Source organism: Burkholderia sp. BE12, from assembly GCF_002959955.1.
Lineage (GTDB): Bacteria > Pseudomonadota > Gammaproteobacteria > Burkholderiales > Burkholderiaceae > Burkholderia.
Genome location: NZ_PREY01000007.1, coordinates 100207 through 125001 on the forward strand (window position 1 = coordinate 100207; position 24795 = coordinate 125001).

Sequence of the window (24795 nt, forward strand, 5' to 3'; positions counted from 1 at the left end):
CGACCGGTGTATCGGCCGTCGCACCGTTGGCGGCCCACCGGCCGCCGGCGCTCAGAACGGCAGCTTGACGTCCGGCTTCGCGGCCGTCAGCACGCGGCGGAAGTCTTCCTGGATGCGCTTGAGCCCTTCCTGCGTCTCGGCCTCGAAACGCATCACGACGACCGGCGTCGTGTTCGACGAACGTGCGAGGCCGAAGCCGTCCGGATACTCGACACGCAGGCCGTCGATCGTCACGACTTCCTCGGCGCCGTCGAACTTCGCCTCTTTCTGAAGCTTGTCGATCAGGCGGAAATTCTCGCCTTCGTCGAGCCAGAGCTGCAGTTCGGGCGTGCTCATCGCGTCCGGCAGGCCGTTGAGCAGTGCGCTCGGATCGGCCGTCTTCGCGAGGATCTCGAGCAGCCGTGCGCCGGTGTACAGGCCGTCGTCGAAGCCGTACCAGCGATCCTTGAAGAACACGTGGCCGCTCATTTCGCCGGCGAGCGGCGCACCGGTCTCGCGCAGCTTCGCCTTCACGAGCGAGTGGCCCGTCTTCCACATCAGCGGCTCGCCGCCTTTCGACTTCACCCACTGCGCTAGATGGCGCGTGCACTTCACGTCGTAGATGATCTGGGCGCCCGGGTTGCGCGACAGCACTTCTTCCGCGAACAGCATCAGCTGGCGGTCCGGATAGATGATCTGGCCGTCCTTCGTGACGACGCCCAGGCGATCGCCGTCGCCGTCGAACGCGAAGCCGAGCTCCGCATCGGTGTCCTTCAGCGCCTGGATCACGTCCTGGAGGTTTTCCGGGTGAGCGGGATCGGGGTGGTGGTTCGGGAACGTGCCGTCGATGTCGGTGAAGCGCTCGACGAGTTCGCAGCCGAGCGCCTTGAACAGGCGCGTCGCGAGCGGGCCCGCGACGCCGTTGCCGGCGTCGACCACGAGCTTCAGCGGCCGTGCGAGCTTCACGTCGCCGACGATGCGTGCGATGTATTGATCCGCAACGTCGATTTCTTCAAACGTGCCGCTGCCCGTCTCGAACCGCTCGTCGACGATGCGGCGGTACAGCGCCTGGATCTGCTCGCCGTAGATCGCGGCGCCGCGCAGCACCATCTTGAAGCCGTTGTAGTCGGGCGGGTTGTGGCTGCCCGTGACGACGATGCACGAATCGACGCGGCGCTCGCCGCCCTTCAGCGCCAGCGGTACGTTCGCCGCGAAATAACCGACCGGCGTCGGCACCATGCCGACGTCGACGACGTCGACACCGGCCGCACGCAGGCCGTCGGCCAGCGCGCCGACCAGTTCCGGCCCGGACAGGCGACCGTCGCGCGCGACGACGACCGCGTCGCCGCCCTGCGCACGCACTTCGCTGCCGAATGCCCGGCCGATGCCGCGCGCCGTGTCGACGTCGAGTGTCTTGCCGACCACGCCACGAATGTCATATGCCTTGAAGATGGATTGGGAGATCATCGATTCTCTTCTCTCGGTTGCGTGCATGGAAAATTGTCTGGCTTGCGCGGCCACCGCTCGCGGGCGCCGTGCATGATACTTGCCTGCCGGCACAACACGGCGAGCAACGGCTGGAGCGGCCGCGATCCCACTTATAATCGCGGGTTTTGATGACGCGCATGTCGCCCATTTTAATGCCTAGCCGCTCCGCCGCCGCCCACCCGCCGTTTCCGGCCGCCCTCCGCGCGCGCCGCCGCTGCCGCGCATGCTGAAGCGCTTCGGCAACCCGGACGTCGCGAAGGCCGTCGCGAACCTCGTCTGGCTGGGGCTCGAACGGCTCACGCAGATCGGCGTCGCGATCGCGATCAGCGGACTGCTGGCCCGTTATTTCGGGCCAGATGTGTTCGGCAAATGGCAGTATGCGAATACGCTTCTCCTCGTACTGGCGCCGCTCACCTGGGTGTGCGGCGCGGAAATCCTCGTCCCGACCATCGTCCAGCGCCCGCCCGCCCAGCTCGGCGCGGTGCTCGGCAGCGCGTTCGTGCTGCGCATCGCCGTGTCGGTCGCCGCGCTCGTCGCGACCTGGATCGCGATCGCCGCGGGCGCCTTCGACCCGCTGGTCGGCGCGATGCTCGCGGGCCTCGCGGTCACCATGGTGTTCCGCGAGCCGTTCGTCGGCGTGATCAACGCGTGGCTGCAGAGCATGACCTACAGCAAGCCGCAGCTCGTCACCAGCATGGTCACCGCGCTCGCCAAGGCGCTGCTCGTCTGGCTGTTGGTGCGCGCGGCCGCCGGCCCCGCCCGCTTCGCATGGCTGTGGGCGCTGGAAGCCGCCGCGATCGGCGTCGCCCTGCTGCTGTACTACCGCCATCGTAACGGCGGTGCGCTCGGCTGGACGTTCGACACACCGCTGTTCCGGCACTTTGGGACGGCCGGCACCGTGTTCTGGCTCGGTCTCATATGCATGTATCTGTTCCTGAAGCTCGACCGCCTGATGCTCGAGCGTCACGTGTCGTTCGCCGATCTCGGCCGCTATTCGGCCGCGCAGCAGCTCAACGAGAACTGGATCACGCTCGCGCTGATGCTCGCGCAGACGATCGCGCCCGCCTTCGTCTACCGCGTGCAGGACGTCGCACGGCTGCGCCGCAACATCGTCCGGTTGATCGCGATGACGGCCTGCCTGATGACGGCCGGCGCGCTCGTGCTCGACGCGGCCGCCCCGCTGATCGTCGGCAAGGTGTTCGGCCGCGGCTACGAGGCGTCGGTCGACATCTTCCGTTGGGCCGTCTGGCTGTCCGTGCCGGCCGGCATCGAGGCGATAGGCAATCTTATCGTTCTCAAATATCAAGCAAAATTCGTGTTGCTGACGAAATGGCTGCTCGCGCTGGCGATTGCCGCGCTCGTCAACCTGTTCGCGATCCCGCGGCTCGGCCTGTACGGCGCGCTGGTCGGGCTGGCGGCCGGCTACCTGGCCGCGGCCGCCGTCAACTTTTATTACATCCGTTTCAAGCTGCGAACATGACGCCTCCTGACTGCCCGCCCCCGCTCGACGACGTGGCCGTGCTGATGCCGGCCTACAACGGGCACGACGAAGTCGTCCGGACCCTCGCGTCGTTTCGCGAGGATGCGCCCGTGCACGTGCTGATCGTCGACGACGGCAGCACGCCGCCGATCGTCGCGCCCGACTTGCCGGGCCTGTCGATCGACGTCCTGCGCATGCCGCAAAACGGCGGCATCGAACGCGCGCTGGCGGCCGGCATCGACGCGCTCGCGGCGCGCGGTTTCCGCTACGCGGCCCGCATCGATGCGGGCGATCTCGCCGCGCCGCAGCGCCTCGCGAAAGAGCGCGCCTATCTCGGCGCCCACCCGCGCGTGGCCTGCGTCGGCATGTGGACGCAGGTCGTCTCGCGCGCCGGCGAGCCGCGCTTCATGCTGACGCCGCCCGCCGATCCGCGCACGCTGCGCCGCACGCGCTTCCTGCGCTCGCCGCTCGTGCATCCGTCGGTCATGTTGCGCATCGACGCCGTGCGCGAAGTGGGCAACTATCGTGCGAAGTACCGCGCGGCCGAGGATCTCGATCTTTTTTTACGGTTAATGCAACGCTACGATTGCGCGAACCTGCCGGAACTCGGCCTGTATTACGAGCTTAACGAGGGCGGGATCAGTGCGACCAAACGCCGGCGCCAGCTGGTGTCGACGCTCACGCTGCTGCTGCGCCACTTCAACGTGCTGAACCCGTACGACTGGGCCGGCCTCGCCAAGAACCTGCTGCATTTCGTGACGCCGTACCGCACGCTGCAGCGGATCAAGCAGACGCTATTCGCCGCGCGCCCGTCCGCTTGAGCGCGGATCCGGCCCCTTCGGCATTTTCGACGCTTTATTTTTTTCTTTTTTCATGTCCGCCACCTCCCCGCTGCGCATCGCGCTCGTCTGCAACACGGCCTGGGCGATCTACACGTACCGCCACGGTTTGATCCGTGCGCTCGTCGCGCGCGGCGCCGAGGTCGTCGTGATCGCGCCGCACGACCGCACGGTGCCGTTGCTCGAGCAGATGGGCTGCCGCTACGTGGCGCTCGCCGTCGCGTCGAAAGGCACGAGCCCGCGCGAGGATCTCGGCACCCTCGCCGCGCTGGTGCGCCACTACCGGGCGCTACGCCCCGATCTCGTGTTTCATTACACGATCAAGCCGAACATCTACGGCTCGGTGGCCGCGTGGCTCGCGCGCGTGCCGTCGATCGCGGTGACGACGGGCCTCGGCTACGTGTTCATCCAGAAGAGCCGCGCGGCGAGCGTCGCGAAGCGCCTGTACCGGTTCGCGTTCCGCTTCCCGCGTGAAGTGTGGTTCCTGAACCGCGACGATCTCGCGACCTTCACCGACGAGCGGTTGCTCGCGCATCCCGACCGCGCGCGGCTGCTGCACGGCGAAGGCGTCGATCTCGAACAGTTCGCGCCCGTGCCGCTGCCGGCCGGCGACGCGCCCGTCTTCATCCTGATCGGCCGGCTGCTGTGGGACAAGGGCGTGCGCGAATACGTCGAGGCCGCGCGCGTCGTGCGCGAGCGCTTCCCGAACGCGCGCTTCCAGCTGCTCGGGCCGCTCGGCGTCGACAATCCGAGCGCGATCGGTCGCGCGGATGTCGATGCGTGGGTCGACGAAGGCATCGTCGAGTATCTCGGCGAAGCGCACGACGTGCGCCCGCACATCGCGGCGGCCGATTGCGTCGTGCTGCCGTCGTACCGCGAAGGCGTGCCGCGCACGCTGATGGAGGCATCGGCGATGGGCCGGCCGATCGTGGCGACCGACGTGCCGGGCTGCCGCGACGTCGTCGCCGACGGCGAAACGGGCTTTCTGTGCCGCGTACGCGACGGCGCGAGCCTCGCCGAACAACTGAATCGCATGATCGCGCTCGGGCCGCAAGGCCGTGCGGCGATGGGCGCACGCGGCCGGCACAAGGTCGCGGCGGAATTCGACGAACAGCAGGTCGTCGAACGCTACCGGGAGACCATCCATTCGTTGACAGGATTCACACTCTAAGGAGCGCAACAGCAATGACCGCTAAAGGCACCATCCTCGTCACCGGCGGCGCGGGCTATATCGGCTCGCACACGGCCGTCGAGCTGCTCGACAACGGCTACGACGTCGTGATCGTCGACAACCTCGTCAACAGCAAGGCCGAGTCCGTGCGACGCATCGAGCGCATCACGGGCAAGACGCCCGCGTTCCACCAGGTCGACGTGTGCGACGAAGCCGCGCTCGCGAAGGTGTTCGACGCGCACCCGATCACCGGCACGATTCACTTCGCGGCGCTCAAGGCCGTCGGCGAATCGGTCGCGAAGCCGCTCGAGTACTACCAGAACAACATCGGCGGCCTGCTCGCCGTGCTCAAGGTCATGCGCGAGCGCAACGTCAGGCAGTTCGTGTTCAGTTCGTCCGCGACCGTGTACGGCGTGCCCGAGCGCTCGCCGATCGACGAATCGTTCCCGCTGTCCGCGACCAACCCGTACGGCCAGTCGAAGCTGATCGCCGAGCAAATCCTGCGCGATCTCGAGGTATCGGACCCGTCGTGGCGGATCGCGACGCTGCGCTACTTCAACCCCGTCGGCGCGCATGCGAGCGGGCTGATCGGCGAGGATCCGGCCGGCATTCCGAACAACCTGATGCCGTACGTCGCGCAGGTCGCGGTCGGCAAGCTGGAGAAGCTGCGCGTATTCGGTTCGGATTATCCGACGCCGGACGGCACGGGCGTGCGCGACTACATCCACGTGGTCGATCTCGCGAAGGGGCACATCGCCGCGCTCGACGCACTGGCGAAGCGCGACGCGAGCTTCATCGTGAACCTCGGCACGGGCCAGGGCTACAGCGTGCTGGAAGTCGTGCGCGCGTTCGAGAAGGCATCGGGCCGCCCGGTGCCGTACGAGCTCGTCGCGCGCCGGCCGGGCGACATCGCCGAATGCTATGCGAACCCGCAGGCCGCGGCCGACATCATCGGCTGGCGTGCAACGCTCGGCATCGAGGAAATGTGTGCCGACCACTGGCGATGGCAGGAGGGCAACCCGCGCGGTTTTGTATAATCCGCTGTCCATTTTTCGAGCGATCCCATGCTCAGCTTCGCGTCCGGCTTCATCGTCTCCCTGCTCGTCACGCTGTTCATCGTGCGCTACGCGCACCTTCACGAGAAATTCTCGGTCGACAGCGATCTGGCCGGCGTGCAGAAATTCCACGTGCGGCCCGTGCCGCGGGTCGGGGGCATCGGGATCCTCGCCGGGGTCGTCGTTGCCGCGCTGCTCCTGTCGCGGCGCTATCCGACGATCGCCGGCAGCATTCTCGGGATCGCCGCCTGCGGAATGCCGGCGTTCCTGTCAGGGCTCGTCGAGGACCTGACCAAGCGCGTGTCGCCGCGCGCACGGCTGCTCTGCACGATGGGGGCGGCCGCGCTGGCGTTCTGGCTGATGGGGATCGCCGTCACGCGCATCAGCGTGCCGCCGCTCGACTTCCTGCTCCACTACGTCGCCATCTCGGCGTTCATCACGGTGCTCGCGGTTGCGGCGCTGGCGAACGCGATCAACATCATCGACGGCTTCAACGGGCTCGCGTCGATGGTCAGCTTCATGATGTTCGCTTCGCTCGCGTACGTCGCGTTCCACGTCAACGACCCGGTCGTGATGTCCGCGTCGATCATCATGATGGGCGCGGTGCTCGGGTTTTTCCTGTGGAATTTCCCGGCCGGGTTGATCTTTCTCGGCGACGGCGGCGCGTATTTCATCGGGTTCATGCTGGCCGAGCTTGCGATCATGCTCGTGATGCGTAATCGCGAAGTGTCCGCTTGGTATCCGGTGCTGCTGTTCATGTATCCGATCTTCGAGACCTGCTTCTCGATCTATCGGAAGAAGTTCATCCGCGGGATGTCGCCGGGGATTCCGGATGGTGTGCATCTGCACATGCTCGTGTACAAGCGGTTGATGCGGTGGGCGGTGGGGACGAAGCATGCGCACGATCTGACGCGGCGGAATTCGCTCACTTCGCCTTATCTTTGGCTCCTGTGCCTCGTTGCCGTGATTCCAGCGACACTGTTCTGGCGGCATACCGTGCATCTGTTCGTTTTTGTCGTGCTGTTCGCGCTGACGTATGTGTGGCTGTACATCAGTATCGTGCGGTTCAAAGCGCCGAGGTGGATGGTGGTGAGGAAGGCAAAGCGCAGACATTGAGTGTAGCTGGCGTGTCGTCCCGCAGGCTCGCGCAACGATACGGCGCCCGACGGCGGACAAGCCGCCGTTGCCGACGGGATCATGACGGCGCCGCAGCGACTCGACGAATGGACTGCTAACTTCCCGAAGTGTTCGTGCTCCAGCGGGGGGCTTGTGTATAGATCACGACGTTACCGTCGTCCTGAACGTACACAGCCGCGCCTGAATTGCCACCAGTGCCGGAATTCCAGAGCGGCGCCCCCGCTGCACTGTAGATGACAAGATTGCCGTCCCCTTGCATCACCGCACTGGCACCCGAATGACCAACGGTACCGGAATTCCATACCGGAGTGCCCTGGCGAAGCAGAACCAGGTTCCCGTCGCCCTGCATGACGAGCACGTTGGCACCGTTGCCTGACGTAAAACTCTGGCCGTTGCTGATCGCGACGCCTCCCTTCCAGACGGCCGGTCCACTCGAGGAACTCGCCAATCCCGTCGTGGCGGTCGACGTGGCAAATATCGGAAAGTACGATCGGTATATCACCATGTTGCCGTCGTCCTGCACGGCAAGATACTGATCATAAGATGCGCCGTTGGTCGACGAGAACCACAGTGCCGTGCCGCTCGCGCTGTAGACCACAAAGTTGCCGTCGGTCTGGAAGACGGCATTCGCTCCGGCGTTTCCGTACGTCCCGGAACTCCACACCGCGGCACCATTGGTCGCGTTGTAAAGGACGAGGTTGCCGTCATCCTGCATGGCCAGCTCATGGCTTTGGGAAGCCGAATACACGACTTGCCCGGGCTTGAGCATCGTCCCTCCGTTGATCACGCCGCCGTAGATCGGAGCCGTCGGAGCGCATATCGCAGAATACAGCACACTCACGTTCGGCGAGCCCCAACCGGTCACGAAGTCCCATCCCGAACCTGCACTGTATGCGCCGTTGCTGCCGTTCGTGATATCGCGAAAGATAGACCCGATCGTTGATTGAGCGCTGTATATGGTGGGTGCCGCGAACCCGAGGCTCGTCGCGCAACTGCCGGACAGCAGGCGCGCCCAGGTCGCGGCAAACAGCGGCGCGGACAGGCTCGTCCCTCCCACCGTCTCGAATTGTCCGTTGACGATGACCGATGCGCCGCTGTTGGGATCGGCATCAAACGCAAGATCCGGCAGGCCGCGAAACGCCCGCCCCTTGAGCGCGGGTACGTTCGACTGCCACGACGGAATCGGCTCAAAGCCGCTGCTGCCGCCACCGCTGGAGTCCCAGGCCGTCTCGCCGGCGTAGCTTCCATTCCCGTTCGTATAGAGGGTCGTGCCGCCTACGGATACGACATAGGGTGAACTAGCTGGGTATTGGACCGACGTGCCGGTACAGCCATAGGCCACGCTGCCCGAATCCCCGGAACTCACCGAGAACGTCTGTCCCTGCGCGACGGCGAGTTCGAACAGCGTGTCGATGGTGGCCGTCGGCGCCCAGTTCTCGCACCCGCCGATCGACATGTTGATGACCCGGGCGGTGTTGTCGCTCACGGCTCGATTGATCGCGAGCGCCATATCACTCCACGCGAACGACGACGCAACGTAAAAATTGAGCTGCCTGACACCACCGGACATTCCGACAATGGCCTGACTATCGAGCGACCATTCGACGCTCGAGCCCGTGTCGGCGCTCGGTAGTCCGGCATGGATCACCGAAACGGGTACGGCAGACAAATGGTTGTTGCTTTCGAACGTCGCAAGGTCGATGACGGGTTGCGTCACATCTCCCTCGGCAATGATGCCGACCGTGGTATTGCCAGCCGTCGGCGCGCTGCCGACGGAATAAATGCCAGGAAAGGCCGTCGGGTTGTGGCCGACCGTGACCGCGGAGGTGATTGGCGAGGTACTGGCGCGCGGCACAGCCCCGGCATTTGAAGCGCGCACGAAATTCGGATGCAGGCGAGTCGCTGTATCGAGCCCGAGCACGCGTTGAACGACTGCGCTGATCGCATCGGGCACCGTCTCGGGGGCAGTGTTGATATGCGTACGGGTACCGTCCGCCATCGCGACCGGTACGAGCGACGTCTGGAACACGCCGGATATTACGCCGGCCGGAGCATCGGCTTCGACGATCATGTTGTTGTCGGCCACCGTGATGTTCGTGAAGCCTTTACTTCCTAAATAGGCCTTCACGGTGGCGACCTGGTTCGCGGTGGGTGCGTATTGCGCGGCAATCTGCGTGGAAGTCAGCACGGTCCCGAAGCGGGCGCTTCCGGGCGTCCGTGCTTGCTCAAGAAAGCGACTCAACCCGGCTTCGTTATTCAGCTTCAGCAGCAGCACAACATGGATCGGCGCTGTCGCGCTCATCGGCACTGCACTCACCACGTTACCTGCCGCTCGCAGCGCCGACATTTTTTCGGTCTGCGCCGTACCCGCCGTTAGACTTGCATCGTCGCCGCCGCAGCCAGCAAGTGCGAGCACCATGAGTGCCGCACTCATTCCCCTGACAATATGTTCCACTTTCATCGGATTGGTATCGAACGTAGATTACTTATTGGTTTTTATCTTTTGTTCTTTACGGCAATCGCGCGGCTATCTTGAGGAAAACATATGCAAGAATCGGCTGATCGTCAAATATGCAGACTTATCGAACCCTATGCTCGTTCAGCGCAATTTGGGCCGCGGGTCGCTCCCCGACGGACGCGACATCAGGCCGGCGATGTTGCAAAACTGAAAGCATCACATTCGCCATGCATAGAGCCAATTTCGTTCGCGGTGATTCCGCGATGAAACAAAAAAAATGCCGTTCAGTTCTCGACTGAACGGCAACGATTTCGCGACCACCAGCTATTTCAGTGCAATCGATTACGGCCCGATCACTGGTTCACAATGGCCCGTCTCGGCACACTTTGCAGAACCGGTGCGACGACCGTCTGATACTCCGGCACCCAGCGCCGCAAATCGCGCCGCACCTCGTCGTCACTGAGCACGCGATGCTGCATCAGCCACGGCAACAACTCATCGAGCAGATGGTCCGGCACTTCACGAGCACGGGCGATCCGCAGTTTCGGATGCGGTGTGCGCGTAGTCGTTTCGTCGTCCGCAAGCAATTCCTCATAAAGCTTCTCGCCGGGCCGCAAACCCGTGAATTCGATCCGGATCTGCCCTTCCGAGAAGCCGTAGAGACGAATCAGGTCGCGCGCGAGGTCGACGATCTTCACTGGCTCGCCCATGTCGAGAATGAAGATCTCGCCGCCGCGCCCCATGCTCGACGCCTGCAGCACGAGTTGCGAGGCTTCCGGAATCGTCATGAAAAAGCGCGTGATCTCGGGATGCGTGACCGTCACCGGCCCGCCCTTTGCGATCTGCTGCTGGAACTTCGGGATCACGCTGCCGGCACTCCCGAGCACGTTGCCGAAGCGCACCGTCTCGAACTGCGTGCCATCGCTCGTCTGCTGCAACGCTTGGCACGCCATTTCTGCAAGGCGCTTGCTCGCGCCCATCACATTGGTCGGGTTGACAGCCTTATCGGTCGAAATCAGCACGAAGTGGCGCACATCGTGACGGATCGCCGCGCGCGCAACGCGGTACGTGCCCAGCACGTTGTTACGCAGCGCCTGCCACGCGTTGTGCTCCTCCATCAGCGGCACATGCTTGTACGCGGCCGCGTGGAAAACGATATACGGCGCATAGCGCAGCATCACTTGATCGAGGAGCAGCGAATCCTTCGCATCGCCAATGATCGGCACGACGGGCTGATCGGGAAAGCGCTCGCGCAACTCCTCGGCGAGCCGGTACATCCCATACTCGGAAAGATCGAACGCGACCAGTTGCGCCGGCTTGAAGCGGAGGATCTGCCGGCACAGCTCGGAACCTATCGAGCCGCCCGCCCCCGTCACCATCACGACGCGTCCGTGCAGCAATGCCTCGACATGCGGGGTGTCGATCGTCACGGTATCGCGGCCAAGCAAATCCTCGAGATCGATGCTGCGTACCTGCGACAGCACCCCTTGCCCCGGCATCAGCGCGGTCAGCGACGGCAGCACCATTGCCTTGATGCCGGCGCGCACGCATAGCGTGGCGACGCGGCGCTGCGTTTCGACAGATGCCGACGGAATCGCGATGATCGCGTATTCGACCTTCATCGTGTCGGTCCAGTGCTTCAGGTCGTTGAACGAGCCGAGCACCTTGTAGCCGTAGATCTCGCGCCCCTGCTTGGTCGGATCGTCATCGAGGAGGCCGACCAAGCGCCATTCTCCCGAACGCGACAGCTCACGGGCGAGACTCGCACCGGCCGTGCCGGCGCCCAGCACGAGCACCGGCTTGCCCTGCCCGACCAGCCCGCCGTACAGATAGAACTCCTTCGTTGCGCGATACAGCGCGCGGGCGCCGCCCATCACGAGGAATAGTATCAGCGGCGACACAAGCAGCACCGAGCGCGGGATAATCGGTGACGGCTGGAACATGACGGCGCCTATCATCACGATCACGCCGCCGCCGATCACCGCCTTCGAAATCCGCATCAGGTCGGGAAGGCTCGCGAACACCCACAGGCCGCGATACAAGCCGAACACGTGAAACATCAGTGCATAGACGGGCAGCACCCAGACGAGTGCCGTCAGCGCGCCATCCATGAAATTGGACGGAACGCTGCCGTTAAATCGAACGAGATAAGCGAACAACCATGCGGCGAGGACCGCCGTCAGGTCAAATAGGAAAGCGCTTAGAGAAAGCCATGATGCTTTGGATCGCAACATCGGCGGGACACCTCAAGAGTTATTTTCGGCGGCCGATTGGAACCGGCGCCAGCGCATGTCGATCACCAGTCCGATACATGCCAGGACACCATACCATGCGAAGAACGACAGCCACTGCTGCAGTTCCGGGCGGCCCTTTGCCCACAAGGCGACGATTATGCCCGCGAGCATGACGAGGTACCAATAAAGGGCGGTCCGACGGTGACCTATGCCCGCTCGGACCATCCTTTGATAATAATGCTCGCGATGTGCCTGCCAGAATTTTTCGCCGCGTAACAGACGTCTCAAAAGTGTTACAGATGCGTCGGCGATAAAGGGCGCGAACACTAGTGCCGGAAACCAGACTGGCCAGACACCGGTTCGCCAGCCCCAGTAGCCGAGCCCACCGGCCAGGAATCCCAGCGGAATCGAGCCAGCATCGCCGAGAAACAATCGGGCCGGGTGGAAATTGAGCAGCAGGAAGCCGAACGCCGCGCCTGCGATGGCCGAAGCGGCCACGGCCAGATCCGGCGACGGCGTCGCGCCGATCAGCGCGGCGACCGCGTATGCGCCGAAACCGAACAGCGCCATGCCGCCCGCTAGGCCATCAGCACCGTCCATGAAGTTGTACAGGTTCGTCAGCCAAACCATCGCGAAACCGATGCCAGCCAGCAGCCACCACGGCGCGTCGGCGGGAAAGGCGACAATCAGCGCGACAACCGCCACCAGATGCGCCGAAAACCGCACGCGAGCCGGCAACCCGCGCCGGTCGTCGATCTGGGATATCGCCGCGAGCCCGGCCGTGGCGAGGGCGATCAGCCACAGGTGCGGCGCCAGTGTGAATAGCGCGACGATGCATACCGGTACGATGCCCCATCCGCCGACGCGCGGCGTTGGCAGCGTATGGAGCGAACGATCGTTCGGAATATCGGTGGCAAGGCGCCACGCGAGGCCGGTCGCGAGCAACGTGCGCAGGATAACCGTCGACGTAATGGCGGCAGCCACCGCCACCACACCGGGCCATGTGGAAATCGGGAAATGCATGTCGGCTATTGTTGTGTATCGCGCGAACGATACCATGCGGCGGTCGCTTCGAGGCCCTCTCGTGTCGTATAAGGCGGATGCCAGCCGAGCACACGCGTGATCCGGCCCGTATCGAGCTGTAGGCTACCGGTCAGGCGGTCGATCGCTGCACGGCGGCCGGTCAGCGCACCGAGCGCCCGCAGTACGGCTGACGGAACGGCGATCAGCCGCGCCGGCTTGCCAAGCGCGTCGCCGACCAGACGCAATAGCCCCGTGACCGACGGTGCGTCATCGTCGGCAACGTGAAAACATTCGCCGGCCGCGCGCGGATCGATCGCGCATTGCAGCAACGCGTCGGCAAGATTGTCGACGTAGATGACGCTGCGGCGTGCCGAGATGGAGCCCAGCGGCAGTGGCATCCCGCGCGCGACCGCGTCCATCATGCGCAGGAAGTTAGCACGGACGGACGGACCGTAGACGAGCGGCGGTCGCACGACCACGACATCGAGCCCGTTCGAGCCACCGAACTGCGCGAGCTGCCGCTCGGCGCGCAACTTCGAGCGCCCATAGGGATCCTGCGGGTCAGGTTCGGCCGCTTCCGACAACGGTTTCCCTCCATCGCTCTCGCCGACCGCCTTGATGCTGCTGGCGTAGACGATGCGACGCACGCCGTGATGGCGGGCGGCTTCGGCAAGACGCAGCGTACCGACGACATTGGTCGCCTCGAATGCGGCGTCGGGGTTCGGCGACTCGTCGCGCATCACATGCACGCGGGCAGCGAGATGAATGACGGCGTCGACCGCGATGTCAGTCGGCCACCCCTCGTCAAGGCCGTCGAAATCCGCTGCACCATGCACCCATTCGCGCACGCCGTCGACGCATCCCCCCGGGCGTCGCACCCATGCCGTGACCGTATGTCCGGCGTCCAGCGCGCGGCGACAGACTGCGCGCCCGACGAAGCCGTTCGCGCCAGTGACGACAAGATGGCTCACCACAGCCTCCAGCCGAAGCGGTTGTAAAACTTGAAGGCCGACGCGACGAACATGCGGATATGCGTGAAGCCCTTGCGGGATGCACCGCCGCCGTGGTGAATCACCCGGACCGACGGAACGTATGCAACGCGCGTGACGTCATGCGTGCGCAGGCTCAGGTCGTAGTCCTCGAAATACAGGAAGTAACGCGGATCAAAGCCGTCCAGTTTCTTCAAAACGTCGACGCGAAACAGCATGAAGCAACCGCTGACGATAGGGGGGTCCCAGAAGACCTCCCGCGCGTTGATCCGGTCCCGAAGCTCGTATCGGTCGAGGCGTCGTGCAAACCGCCGCCGCACGCCTGCAGGTGCGAAGCCGCGCAACAGGAGATCCATCAATGACGGATAGCGGCGGCAAAGATACTGCTGTCGTCCTTCGTCATCGCCGATCCATGGGGAGACGAGGCCCGATTCTGGGTGCGCCTCGAGGAACGCGAGCCCGACCGACAGGGTGGTCCTGTCGAGGTCGATGTCGGGGTTCAGGATCAGATGGAACCGCCCGACCGCTTGATCGATTGCGAGGTTGTGGCCTCGACCGTAGCCAACGTTACCCTGGCCGGACACGATCTCGCAGGCCACGCCCCGCGCCCGGAGCGACTCGATGGCTTCTGGCAGCGCGTCCAGTCCGCCGTTGTCGACCAAGTAGAGAATGATCGGCAGGCCAGGGCGAGCGCTGCGCAATTCGTCGCAAGCGACGCCGAGGCTGGTCAGCGTGTGCTCAAGCTGCGCGCGATCCGGCCGGTAGACGACAATCGAAACAGAAAGGCCATCGGCAGAAAAGGATGACGCGAGGTCGAGGGGCATCAAGAGTGCGGCGGTGTCGGATGTGGAGGAAACCAGGCCATCGCGTTTAAGACGGCGCCGCGCAAGTTTGCTCAAATTTGCCGCTTCAGGCAACCCGATGTTGCGACCCCATGTACGTGCCCAACAGGCCATGGCGACAGTTTGATCCTCGCGCACCACAGCGAAATCAGGTTCTCTGGATGTTAGAATTCGTCCATTGCGGCCAGCAACACATGCCCCGGCAAACGCCCACTGCGGCGGCCAACCCGATGCAATCCTCAAACGAGGACGTGTACCGGTGCATGTAGCGGCACACCGAAACTTCCATTTACGAACCAATCAAACAGCACATGACAGTCGCAATCGTTACCGGCATTACAGGTCAGGATGGGGCTTACCTCGCGCAGCTTCTCCTCGAGAAAGGCTATACCGTGTACGGCACCTATCGCCGTACCAGTTCAGTAAATTTCTGGCGAATCGAGGAGATCGGTATCGTTGGTCATCCTGATCTTCACCTGCTCGAATACGATTTGACTGACCTGGGATCGAGCATTCGCCTGCTTCAAACCACGCAGGCGACGGAAATTTACAACCTCGCGGCGCAGAGTTTCGTCGGGGTGTCGTTCGATCAGCCCTCTACAACCGCGCAGATTACCGGTCTCGGAGCACTGAATCTGCTCGACGCCATTCGGATTGTCAACCCGAAGATTCGCTTCTATCAGGCCAGTACGTCGGAAATGTTCGGGAAGGTCCAGGCCGTTCCCCAGATAGAAAGCACACCTTTCTATCCACGCAGCCCGTACGGTGTCGCCAAGCTTTATGCACACTGGATGACGGTCAACTACCGCGAAAGCTACGACATCTTCGGATGCAGCGGCATTCTGTTCAATCACGAATCGCCGCTGCGTGGCAAAGAGTTCGTCACGCGCAAAATCACGGATAGTCTTGCAAAGATTCGCCTGGGCAAACAGGACGTGCTGGAACTCGGCAATCTCGACGCCAAACGCGACTGGGGATACGCAAAGGAATACGTCGAAGGGATGTGGCGCATGCTTCAGGCTGCTCGCCCTGATACCTACGTGCTTGCCACGAACCGCACCGAAACTGTCCGGGATTTCGTTTCCATGGCTGCGCAGGCGGCCGGCTTCGACCTCGCCTGGGAAGGCAGCGGTGAAAAGGAGGTCGGAGTCGATACCCGTTCCGGCAAGTCTATCGTCAGGATCAGCCCGAAGTTTTATCGCCCTGCGGAAGTCGATTTGCTGATCGGCGATCCGGCCAAGGCACGCGAAGAACTCGGCTGGACGCCGCAAACCACACTGGAGCAACTGTGCCAAATGATGGTCGAGGCCGATATCCGCCGAAACGAAGCCGGCGCCTCGTTTTAAAGCATGGCAAAGGTCTTTGTAACGGGATTGGACGGGTTTACCGGTCGCTATCTGGCGGCCGAATTGTCGCAATCTGGCCATGACGTTTGCGGGATCGTTCGTGCGGAAACAGCCAATATCCCGGGGCGAGTGCACGTCTGCGATCTTCTCGATCGCGAGAACCTGAGGCAAATACTGTCATCGGAACAACCCGATGCGATTGTGCACCTCGCTGCAATCGCGTTTGTGCAACACGGCACGGCGGGGGATATCTATCAGACCAATGTCGTCGGTACCCGAAACCTCCTCGACGCATTGGAGCACTCGGGATGCGAGCCTCGATCGGTGTTGCTTGCGAGCAGCGCCAATGTATACGGCAATTGCGATCGGGAAATCATCGACGAACAGACTCCCCCTGCCCCGGTCAACGACTACGCCATCAGCAAGTTCACGATGGAACTGGTCGCCCGGATGTGGGAAGGCAAGCTCCCGATCGTCATTGCGAGACCGTTCAATTACACCGGCGTCGGGCAAGACAACCGATTCCTTCTCCCCAAGATCGTTGCCCATTTCCGCGACAAGGCGGAGCGCATCGAGCTAGGTAATCTGCACGTCGTGCGCGACTTCTCGGACGTTCGCACAGTGGTGTCCGCGTATCGCCGATTGATCGAAGGGGATTTCGCGGGGCGAACCTTCAACGTTTGCTCCGGTGTCGGACATTCACTGCAGGATATTCTGGCAATAGCGCGTGAACTGACTGGTCACGACCCGGAGATATGTGTGAATCCGCAGTTCGTACGCGCGAACGAGGTTCACAAGCTGATCGGAAATTGCCAGGCGCTTACGCGCGCAGTGGGCATGATCGACTCCATTCCGCTGCGAGATACATTGGAATGGATGCTGACCGCGGCCTAGCCGACAATCGCATCGTCGTGGACGCATCGATCACGGCAACACGATAAAGGAAGGCCCGATGAAAACTACTCACCATCGGGCATCCGTGCGATTGAAACGCATTGAATCACACATCGCTCGTCCCTATGACAAGCAGCCACTGGCCAACGTATCTTGGATTTGCCCGAAGCGCTTGTCGGTGGTGCCCACTCAACGAACAAGCGAATACGCAAACGCTATCGAAACCGCAGCAGATCGGACGCCGCCACCGCGACGCCCAGCCTGCCATACCCATAGCCATTGCTCGTCAAAAAATAGGCGCCCTTCCGCACGCGAAGAAAAGCCGACATGACGCCAACTCCTATCGCCTGAAATTCGGCTGCTGTGCGAAACGGAAGAGAGCTTCAACCATCAATCGACGGAAATAGCATCCATCAATTCAAGGACGCCCTTTCTAAAATGAGGCAGGGAATAACGCTTCACATCTTCACGGGCCCGAGCCGCTATCGCTTCCAGATCCGGGTGACCAAACATCTCCATTAGCCTTTCGGTGCGGGCGGCCAGCTCGTTCGCGTCACGGAAATAATATCCATTGACTCCGTTATTGACGATCTCGGGTTGCCCTCCTTGCGGCATTACCACCGGCACACATGCCGCGGCCATCGCCTCACACGTCGTCATACCAAAGTGCTCCATTCGCTCCGGGAACGACTCCGCATCTTCTCCCCAACCCGATCCATGCCAGAAAATGCTTGCCTTTGCATATTCCTGCTTCAGCACGTCCGCAGAAATATTGCCAAGGATTTTTACAGGATACCCCTTCGCAAGATCATTCACCTCTCGAAAATACTCAATATCATCGACGGTATTCAAATTGACGCTGCCGGCTAGATGATACTCCCATCCCTCCGGAACACGTCCACTGTCGCACATGGCACGAAAAGCGCGCAAGAGCTCAAGATGTTTCTTGTTGTGCCCATCCTTCCCACCGTGAAAGAAGCGGCCCACGCTCAGAATGACACGTGATTTTCCCGAACTTTCGATATCCATGTAGCGTTCCACGTCGATGGGCGGTGACAGCACGACTCCCTTGCATCCCCAGCGGCGATTGAGCCATTCAGTCGTGAATTCAGAAATCGAAATTTTGATCTGATAGCTCGAAATGAATTCGTTACTTCCGCGTTGGATCCTTCCGTATGCTCGCGAAGCCAGTCTTGCTCCGGCCTTTCCGAGCAGTCGCGGCGATCGCCCCATCGCGCCAAGCACGGAAGCCAAGGCTTTACGCCGCGGCCCCATGGGACGGGGCGACAATTGATGCGGGAAAAAGACCACGTAAATGGATGATTTCGCCTGCGAAATCATGGAAGAGCAGTATGTCGAATTAATAAATAAATCGTAGTCAGCCGATCTTGGTGCCAGCTGCGCACAGGAGTCGCCAGGCCACTCAACCCAGCGTGCGCGAGAAAGATCCAGATTCATACGAGCCTGAAATTCATTCACGTCGATCTTCGTAGTGTGAATGAGATCGACCTCATGGCCTTCACTTAATATTTGAGCAATGGTTCCGGTGTATTTCTCACCCCCACCCATCGTGCTCCAATATCTATTATAAATTCCGATTTTCATTCCAACCTGCCTTATAGTCGATCCAGTGGGGTACCTTTGAAGCCCCATCGCCGCAAAAGCGTTCCTGGAACTTTCTTGACCAAGTCAATCTGCAGACGAAGACGCAACCCGAACTCCGCGCGCGCGCTGATCGTGACCACCACCAACAGCATTACGCACCCACGCCACACATGCCCGCGCACAACGCGCAACCTCGATCAGATAGCTGCTCATCGCCACACGTAGCGAAGCATGCTTGAAGCGAATCAGTACGTGATTGCGGGAAACGTAGTAGATGAACATAGGAGACCACTCCACACTGGACCCAGTATGGATATGGCGCACGACGCTCGTCGGCACATATCGGAGCACACCGCCAGCCCGCCGGATGCGCCAGCAAAGGTCCGCGTCCTCGTAATACATAAAAAATCTGGAGTCGAATAGACCCGCTCGCTCAAGGGCGGTACGTTTTATAAGCATTGCCGCACCGCAAAGCGCCTCAGCGTCTTCCTCCTGATCATACTGTCCGCGGTCAGGTTCGTAGATTCCACGGTCACTGGCATCACCGCTTTCGCTCAACCGGGTACCGGTGTTATTCAACAAGTCGAAGCTCGCGCCACTCACCAACGCGCGCGGGATACGCAACAGGTGCTCATCGAACTCCGACGACAGCAGGCCGTGACCAATCTGCGTGCCAGCCAGTTCGACACTGAACGATGTTCCTGCTCCCGCTTCCATTCCCGAAACGATCAATGACAGTTGATACTCGTCGTCGCTATCCGCTACCGGCATCACAGGCAATAACAGTCTTGCCTCGCCCGATGTCCAGCGAACGCGCCTCCCCGCCAACTGCTCACTTCCCCAAAAACCCGAGGCAAAAACAGTCTTCCGATAGTCGCACCCCACGAACGCACTATTCTCGTCCAACAAGAGGCCCAGTTCGCGCTGATCGGGGGACAGTCCTTTTTCTGACGGCTTGAAAACATCACTCTTGACTACGACTTCGACATATTTGCGAAAAAATACCAGTTTCGAGCCCGTCGCCCATACCTTCGGATCGCGTACCAGCGCCGTCACCAATTCGCGAAGCCATTTCGGATCCACCTCGGTATCGTTATTGATAAGCCCAATCAGATCGCCATTCGCAGCTTGCATGCCGAGATTATTTCCACCGGCAAAGCCAAGATTCCTGCTCGATTTAACGATACGTACGCTGGGAAAGTGTTCGGCAACGTAATCGATCGAAGCATCGCTCGACGCATTATCGACCAAGATAATTTCATATCTCGGGTAATCAGTCTGCGTCAGACTCCGCAACAGTCCCGGCAAGAATCTGAGGCCATTGAAATTCACAACAATCAGGCTGACGAGCGGCACCATTTCCTTGAAAGCTGCGTTCTCTACCACCTGATCGCGCATGCTATCGATCTGTGCCGCCACCTCCAACCGTTCTCCTTCCATCACGGAAATTCTGGCCTGGTATTCATGTGCAACACGCTCGACCTCCCTCCCCCATGCCATATCCTTGGATTTCAGCATGGCGTCTCGTTCAGTCGCGATGCGATCGATTTCCGCCCCGTAGTCTTTTATTACTTGCTGAAGGTATTTTTCCCATGCCTGGTCCTTATCCTTCAACAGGCCATCACGCTCCAGAGCGATACGCTGAATCTCCGTTTGATAATCCGAAGATACGCCTTGCACTCGAGATTCGACATAACCTTCGACCTCGAACATTGACGGCGCAAATTCCGGCACCTGACCATTTGACGCCACGGCAATGAAATAGACGGGTTCACGAGGCAATTCGGCCTCCCGGACGTCATGCGCTCCGTTACCTGTTCCGGTCCAGAAGTGTCGTCCGGCTTTACCGACACTCCCATCCATGCGCGCGATCAGCGAGCCAAATGCTGCTCGCTGCCCGTAAATGTCGACGTGGGAAAAATGATGCGATAACAAGCTCTTGAATTCATCCAAGTACAATTCTTTGACGTGAAACGAATTCTTGAATCCGGGTTTTTCAGAATACTCATACTTGTCCGGGCTGGAGATGATCAAAACCCCGTCCTCGCGCAGCACCCGGGAAATCTCGAGCATCATCTCTTCATGCTGATCATGGTGCTCGATCGTTTCGAAGCTCACCACCACATCAACACTGTGATCAGGGAGAGGGATTGCCGCGCATGACCCAGTTTCGAAACGAAGATTCGGTTGGCGATAATGCACGCTTGCATGTTCAACAGTAACACTGTCGATATCCACGCCGATGACGCTACGCGCACTCAACGCCATCAGCCCGGAGCCATATCCCTCGCCGCACGCGATGTCAAGGACATCCTTTCCCTTGACGAGTTCGCTAACAAGATAATATCGATGGTAGTGTTCCATCTCTATCTCGCCGGCCACGCCCGGCACGAACCGTTCTCCGGTGAAATCCATGCTTCGATCCCCTTGCTCGCTCGGATAAGACATCATATAGCTTCCAAAATAATCTCTTTCATAGGCACACCAAACAAGCCTATGCACGTCGAGCTGGAATGGACCTGAAGAATCATCGCATCATGCACCCAGTGGTGTTGTACGTGATCACTTTGCGTACCCTCTGCAATCGCGGGGGAAATACTGTATTCTCCGGAAGGTAAAACCGGGAATTTGAATCTGAATTTCGCCACGAGCTTGTTACCCCGGCTCGCTTCAACCGATTTATTTTTGTAAGGGATGTACGTGTTATCGGCAAAGATAATCTGACCGAGTTTATCTTTGAACACAAAGCCGATAATTGGACGTACGAGATCAGCTGTTGCCCGCGCGGAAATCTCGAGCACCATCTCCTCGCCGCCAACCGCCCACGCAACGGGACTCCCACTTGCATCGAGCAATCGTACACCCGTGATTTGCGCCCCGCCTGCGCCGAACGATGCGCGTGCCTCGTCGAACTGGAAGACCTCGATATCATTTCGCAGCGGCGACGCATTGATCAACGACATGCGCATGTCAATATAGTCCTCGGCCGGAGGAGCAGGCTCCTCGACGTCGGTCAGTTCCTCAACCGGCTGCGGATCCTCCACCACCACCGGATCAAACAGCGATTCCAAATATTTTTCTGAAACTGCTTTCGGATTTCCCGCCGCCCTGATTTGACCTTTATCCAGCCAGACAACGCGATTGCATAGATTGACAATTGCCCCCATATCATGGCTGCAGAATAGCAACGTTCCGTGTTGCATGAACGAGCGCAAGAATCTCATGCACTTCTGGGTAAAGTACGCGTCCCCTACGGACAAGGCCTCATCTACTACCAATATGTCTGCATCAACATGCGCGATCACGGAAAAGGCTAAGCGCACGACCATACCACTAGAATAAGTCTTGACTGGTTGGTCAATAAAATCGGCTATACCGGAAAAAGCAACGATATCGTCATAACGTGCCGCGATCTCATCCCGGGACAATCCGAACAAGGCCCCGCTCAGCATCACGTTCTCGCGCCCGGTGAACTCCGGATTGAAACCGGACCCGAGCTCGAGAAGAGCAGCAATGCGGCCCCGCGTTTCCATCGTACCGGATGAAGGTGAAAGCGTCCCGCAAACAAGCTGGAGCAACGTGGACTTGCCCGAGCCGTTTCTTCCGATAATGCCGACGGTTTCCCCCCTCCGTACCTCAAAGGACACGTCGCTCAACGCCCAAAATTGCTTGTAGTACTTCCGCGGCTCCTTGCCTATTGCGCGATCGACAGTCGGCAACAGGAATTGCTTCAGTCGATCTTTCGGGTTTCCGTAGATCTCGTAATATTTTCCCAAGCCTTTGGCCGCAATTACTACATCGCCAGTTGCGGCCTCGGAATTATCGAATTGATCAGAGAACATCGGCAAATCCCTTTCTCATCTTCTGGAAACAAAAAAAACCAAACCAAGCCACAATCAGCGCCACAACCAAATACAAGCCCAACCCTGCAAAGTCAGGATAATGCCCCCAAAGCATAATTTCCCGGGCTTGCCCGATGATAAATGTCAGGGGATTAAGCAGAAAAAGAGTTTGGTACTGCTGCGGCCACGCTGTTTCCGGATAGAAAACAGGCGAAAGAAATAGCATTGCGGTAGTTATGAACGAAGTACTTTGCTTCAAATCGCGAGCAAAAACACCCAATGCAGCGAGCATCCAGGCGATACCGATGACCATGACCAGGAATGGGAAAAGGACAAATGGAAGCAAGATAATCTGCCAATGCAATTCGCCGCTATAGACCAATATTCCAATCAACAGGATCAAGATGCCGGCAAGTGCGTGAAAAAGCGCTGCCCCGAGACCGATAGCTGGGAGAATTTCCAACGGAAAAACGACCTTCGTCACGTAGTTTGGATTTTCCAGCACCAGGCCCGGTGCGCGATTGATTACCTCGGCGAACAAGCCATGAATGATAACGCCAACAAACATGACCAACGCGAACTGCGAGCGACCGCCATCGACCGCCCCCGCCCACCGCGATTTAAATATGAATGTAAAAACGAACGTATAAATCAAAAGCATCAACAGTGGATTAACCAGCGCCCACAGTAGCCCGATGTACGACCCCTTATATCGAGCCTGCACATCACGCTTCGCAAGCAGCCAAGTAATTTCCCGATTGCGCCAAATAGAAAACATCATCGAGACCAGCGAAGTCGAATAATTCGACGCAGAACTCTTTGAAGGCAAGTTACTGTTCATGACTGAGGTATTAAATTCCGTACGTGCGGCAACCAGCTCGATCCCCTGGAAGCCACGATCGCTGGACGATAGTTGCGGCGACCCAAGGATCGAAATTCCGGATTCCTTGTAAATCAAGTCTGGGATTGAGTCTCGGCGCGATCCGCTTCACCAACCCGGCCATACTGGTCCTCAAAGCGAACGATGTCGTCCTCGCCCAGATACTCCCCGCTCTGCACCTCGATAAGCACGAGCGGAATCTTTCCCGGATTTTCAAGACGATGCCGATGACCGCACGGAATGTAGGTTGATTGATTCTGGGTAAGCAGCATCTCCTGCGCGCCATTGGTTACCCGTGCGCTGCCGGAAACCACGATCCAGTGTTCCGCGCGATGGAAATGCGCCTGCAAGCTGAGTCGGCCGCCCGGCTTGACTTCAATGCGTTTGATCTTGAAACCTGCGCCCTCTTCCAGCACGGTATACGTGCCCCATGGCCGGTGAGCGGTCCGATGAATCATGGCCGCTTCGTGATTCTCCATTCTCAGGTTGCCATACATCGCCTTGACGTCCTGCACCCGCTCACGGTGGGTAATCAGCAAGGCATCTTGGGTATCCACCACAACAAGATCCGAGACACCCAACAGACCGATCATGCGACTGCCGCCGTTCACGTAGCAATTCCTGGCATCGAGCAGGCGCGCCTCGCCGAGCACACGGTTCCCATGCTCGTCAGCATCGAGCAAATCCGCCATACCGGCCCACGAGCCGATGTCCGACCAGCCGCAGTCGCACGCAACAACCGCAACATTTTTTGCCCTCTCCATCACCGCATAATCGATCGAGATCGACTGCACCGTCGCGAAAGTCGCCTCGTCAACAATGATATTCGAGCGGCTTGTGCGATCCTCGCGGGACTGCTCCAGTGCACATTTCGCTCCAGCGAGCAATTCCGGGCAATACTGCTCCATCGCAGCTAGCATGACGTTCGCCGCAAAGCAGAACATCCCGGAATTCCAGTAAAAGCGACCGCTTCTCACATAGTCGACTGCGGTCTCATAGTCGGGTTTCTCGACGAAGCGCCGTACCTCTTCGCCATCGGCTTCGATATAGCCAAAACCTGTCTCGGGGCGATTCGGTGAAATGCCGAAAGTCACGATTCGACCTGCGCTCGCAAGCGCCATAGCGCGGTCCACGGCCACCTGAAATGTGGGCTGGTCCTCGATAAGATGGTCCGCCGCTAGCACCAAAAGCAGTGCATCCTCGCCATACTCCCGAGCAACCTCTAGGGTCGCCAGTGCGACCGCAGCAGCAGTATCTCGCCCGAAAGGCTCCAAGATATAGTGCTCATCCGTTACCTTGCAGTTGGATGCTGCATAGTGGTCTTGAGTAAGAAAATAGAGATCCTTATTAGTCACCGTGAACAAGTGCTCCACCCCCGGAAGCGATGCGGCTCGCTCATAGGTACGCTGGATAAGCGTGCTTCCATCCGGCAAGGTGAGAAACGGCTTCGGGTAACGCTCTCTCGACTGCGGCCAGAGGCGTGACCCTGAACCACCACTCATAATTACGGGAATCAATTTCATGATGCGAATA

Annotated in this window: 18 protein-coding genes; 7 read left to right on the forward strand and 11 right to left on the reverse strand. The window is 60.2% G+C overall.

Features of this window, described 5'->3' with window-relative positions; genetic code table 11:
* Positions 1 to 51 precede the first annotated feature (51 nt).
* Positions 52 to 1446, reverse strand: coding sequence for a phosphomannomutase/phosphoglucomutase (locus C4B30_RS09740; RefSeq protein WP_027783734.1), 1395 nt, complete (start codon positions 1444 to 1446; stop codon positions 52 to 54).
* 244 nt (positions 1447 to 1690) lie between these two features.
* Here C4B30_RS09740 and C4B30_RS09745 point away from each other — a divergent pair, with 244 nt between their 5' ends.
* Genes C4B30_RS09745 through C4B30_RS09765 form a run of 5 tightly spaced genes read left to right on the forward strand, consistent with a single transcriptional unit; the run spans position 1691 to position 7128 of the window.
* Entirely contained in the window at positions 1691 to 2947 is a 1257-nt protein-coding gene (locus C4B30_RS09745) for a lipopolysaccharide biosynthesis protein (protein WP_105132490.1), read from the forward strand.
* Positions 2944 to 3768 (forward strand): glycosyltransferase, encoded by an 825-nt coding sequence (locus tag C4B30_RS09750; RefSeq protein ID WP_105132491.1) that lies wholly within the window; start codon positions 2944 to 2946, stop codon positions 3766 to 3768. Before C4B30_RS09745 ends, C4B30_RS09750 begins: the two co-directional genes overlap by 4 nt.
* A gap of 52 nt (positions 3769 to 3820) precedes the next feature.
* Positions 3821 to 4957 (forward strand): glycosyltransferase family 4 protein, encoded by a 1137-nt coding sequence (locus C4B30_RS09755; RefSeq protein WP_105132492.1) that lies wholly within the window; start codon positions 3821 to 3823, stop codon positions 4955 to 4957.
* Positions 4958 to 4971: 14 nt separating this feature from the next.
* The gene (gene galE / locus C4B30_RS09760) at positions 4972 to 5994 is read left to right on the forward strand and encodes a UDP-glucose 4-epimerase GalE (protein ID WP_105132493.1); all 1023 of its coding nucleotides are present in this window, start codon (positions 4972 to 4974) and stop codon (positions 5992 to 5994) included.
* Positions 5995 to 6021: 27 nt separating this feature from the next.
* Entirely contained in the window at positions 6022 to 7128 is a 1107-nt protein-coding gene (locus tag C4B30_RS09765) for an MraY family glycosyltransferase (protein WP_105132494.1), read from the forward strand.
* A 115-nt stretch (positions 7129 to 7243) separates the two neighbouring features.
* On the opposite strand, the gene C4B30_RS09770 is transcribed toward C4B30_RS09765, so the two are convergent.
* The 5 genes from C4B30_RS09770 to C4B30_RS09790 all read right to left on the reverse strand — a co-directional run bounded on the left by C4B30_RS09770 (position 7244) and on the right by C4B30_RS09790 (position 14677).
* Positions 7244 to 9610 (reverse strand): protease pro-enzyme activation domain-containing protein, encoded by a 2367-nt coding sequence (locus tag C4B30_RS09770; RefSeq protein WP_105132495.1) that lies wholly within the window; start codon positions 9608 to 9610, stop codon positions 7244 to 7246.
* Between the two features lie 350 nt (positions 9611 to 9960).
* Positions 9961 to 11841, reverse strand: coding sequence for a polysaccharide biosynthesis protein (locus C4B30_RS09775; RefSeq protein ID WP_105132496.1), 1881 nt, complete (start codon positions 11839 to 11841; stop codon positions 9961 to 9963).
* Positions 11842 to 11853: 12 nt separating this feature from the next.
* On the reverse strand, positions 11854 to 12864 hold the full coding sequence (locus tag C4B30_RS09780) for an MraY family glycosyltransferase (RefSeq protein ID WP_234015423.1): 1011 nt from the start codon (positions 12862 to 12864) through the stop codon (positions 11854 to 11856).
* 5 nt (positions 12865 to 12869) lie between these two features.
* Complete coding sequence (locus tag C4B30_RS09785; protein WP_105132565.1) at positions 12870 to 13835, reverse strand: UDP-glucose 4-epimerase family protein; 966 nt, start codon at positions 13833 to 13835, stop codon at positions 12870 to 12872.
* On the reverse strand, positions 13832 to 14677 hold the full coding sequence (locus tag C4B30_RS09790) for a glycosyltransferase family 2 protein (RefSeq protein ID WP_105132498.1): 846 nt from the start codon (positions 14675 to 14677) through the stop codon (positions 13832 to 13834). The genes C4B30_RS09785 and C4B30_RS09790 overlap by 4 nt, the downstream gene beginning before the upstream one ends.
* Positions 14678 to 15006: 329 nt before the next feature.
* Between C4B30_RS09790 and gmd the strand changes: the two genes are divergently transcribed.
* On the forward strand, positions 15007 to 16041 hold the full coding sequence (gmd, locus tag C4B30_RS09795) for a GDP-mannose 4,6-dehydratase (RefSeq protein ID WP_105132499.1): 1035 nt from the start codon (positions 15007 to 15009) through the stop codon (positions 16039 to 16041).
* A gap of 3 nt (positions 16042 to 16044) precedes the next feature.
* Entirely contained in the window at positions 16045 to 16935 is an 891-nt protein-coding gene (locus C4B30_RS09800; RefSeq protein ID WP_105132500.1) for an NAD-dependent epimerase/dehydratase family protein, read from the forward strand.
* A gap of 390 nt (positions 16936 to 17325) precedes the next feature.
* Here the strand turns inward: C4B30_RS09800 and C4B30_RS09805 are convergent, their stop codons facing one another.
* From C4B30_RS09805 to C4B30_RS09825, 5 genes are all read right to left on the reverse strand, one after another.
* Positions 17326 to 18540, reverse strand: coding sequence for a glycosyltransferase family 4 protein (locus tag C4B30_RS09805; protein WP_158683448.1), 1215 nt, complete (start codon positions 18538 to 18540; stop codon positions 17326 to 17328).
* An 84-nt stretch (positions 18541 to 18624) separates the two neighbouring features.
* Entirely contained in the window at positions 18625 to 20955 is a 2331-nt protein-coding gene (locus C4B30_RS09810) for a glycosyltransferase (RefSeq protein ID WP_158683450.1), read from the reverse strand.
* A gap of 32 nt (positions 20956 to 20987) precedes the next feature.
* Positions 20988 to 22382 (reverse strand): ABC transporter ATP-binding protein, encoded by a 1395-nt coding sequence (locus C4B30_RS09815; RefSeq protein ID WP_105132503.1) that lies wholly within the window; start codon positions 22380 to 22382, stop codon positions 20988 to 20990.
* A complete protein-coding gene (locus C4B30_RS09820; protein ID WP_105132504.1) occupies positions 22372 to 23223 on the reverse strand; it encodes an ABC transporter permease in 852 nt (283 codons plus the stop codon). Before C4B30_RS09820 ends, C4B30_RS09815 begins: the two co-directional genes overlap by 11 nt.
* 113 nt (positions 23224 to 23336) lie before the next feature.
* The gene (locus C4B30_RS09825) at positions 23337 to 24785 is read right to left on the reverse strand and encodes a mannose-1-phosphate guanylyltransferase/mannose-6-phosphate isomerase (RefSeq protein WP_105132566.1); all 1449 of its coding nucleotides are present in this window, start codon (positions 24783 to 24785) and stop codon (positions 23337 to 23339) included.
* Positions 24786 to 24795: the final 10 nt, after the last annotated feature.

What these genes read in the sequence shown, in the direction of transcription:
- C4B30_RS09755 (WP_105132492.1), top strand. Translation starts at nt 3,821, where the DNA reads ATGTCCGCCACCTCCCCGCTGCGCATCGCGCTCGTCTGCAACACGGCC.
- C4B30_RS09750 (WP_105132491.1), top strand. Translation starts at nt 2,944, where the DNA reads ATGACGCCTCCTGACTGCCCGCCCCCGCTCGACGACGTGGCCGTGCTG.
- galE (WP_105132493.1), top strand. Translation starts at nt 4,972, where the DNA reads ATGACCGCTAAAGGCACCATCCTCGTCACCGGCGGCGCGGGCTATATC.
- C4B30_RS09815 (WP_105132503.1), bottom strand. Translation starts at nt 22,382, where the DNA reads ATGTTCTCTGATCAATTCGATAATTCCGAGGCCGCAACTGGCGATGTA.
- gmd (WP_105132499.1), top strand. Translation starts at nt 15,007, where the DNA reads ATGACAGTCGCAATCGTTACCGGCATTACAGGTCAGGATGGGGCTTAC.
- C4B30_RS09770 (WP_105132495.1), bottom strand. Translation starts at nt 9,610, where the DNA reads ATGAAAGTGGAACATATTGTCAGGGGAATGAGTGCGGCACTCATGGTG.
- C4B30_RS09780 (WP_234015423.1), bottom strand. Translation starts at nt 12,864, where the DNA reads ATGCATTTCCCGATTTCCACATGGCCCGGTGTGGTGGCGGTGGCTGCC.
- C4B30_RS09765 (WP_105132494.1), top strand. Translation starts at nt 6,022, where the DNA reads ATGCTCAGCTTCGCGTCCGGCTTCATCGTCTCCCTGCTCGTCACGCTG.
- C4B30_RS09825 (WP_105132566.1), bottom strand. Translation starts at nt 24,785, where the DNA reads ATGAAATTGATTCCCGTAATTATGAGTGGTGGTTCAGGGTCACGCCTC.
- C4B30_RS09745 (WP_105132490.1), top strand. Translation starts at nt 1,691, where the DNA reads ATGCTGAAGCGCTTCGGCAACCCGGACGTCGCGAAGGCCGTCGCGAAC.
- C4B30_RS09810 (WP_158683450.1), bottom strand. Translation starts at nt 20,955, where the DNA reads ATGGATTTCACCGGAGAACGGTTCGTGCCGGGCGTGGCCGGCGAGATA.
- C4B30_RS09805 (WP_158683448.1), bottom strand. Translation starts at nt 18,540, where the DNA reads ATGAAAATCGGAATTTATAATAGATATTGGAGCACGATGGGTGGGGGT.
- C4B30_RS09790 (WP_105132498.1), bottom strand. Translation starts at nt 14,677, where the DNA reads ATGCCCCTCGACCTCGCGTCATCCTTTTCTGCCGATGGCCTTTCTGTT.
- C4B30_RS09820 (WP_105132504.1), bottom strand. Translation starts at nt 23,223, where the DNA reads ATGAACAGTAACTTGCCTTCAAAGAGTTCTGCGTCGAATTATTCGACT.
- C4B30_RS09800 (WP_105132500.1), top strand. Translation starts at nt 16,045, where the DNA reads ATGGCAAAGGTCTTTGTAACGGGATTGGACGGGTTTACCGGTCGCTAT.
- C4B30_RS09775 (WP_105132496.1), bottom strand. Translation starts at nt 11,841, where the DNA reads ATGTTGCGATCCAAAGCATCATGGCTTTCTCTAAGCGCTTTCCTATTT.
- C4B30_RS09740 (WP_027783734.1), bottom strand. Translation starts at nt 1,446, where the DNA reads ATGATCTCCCAATCCATCTTCAAGGCATATGACATTCGTGGCGTGGTC.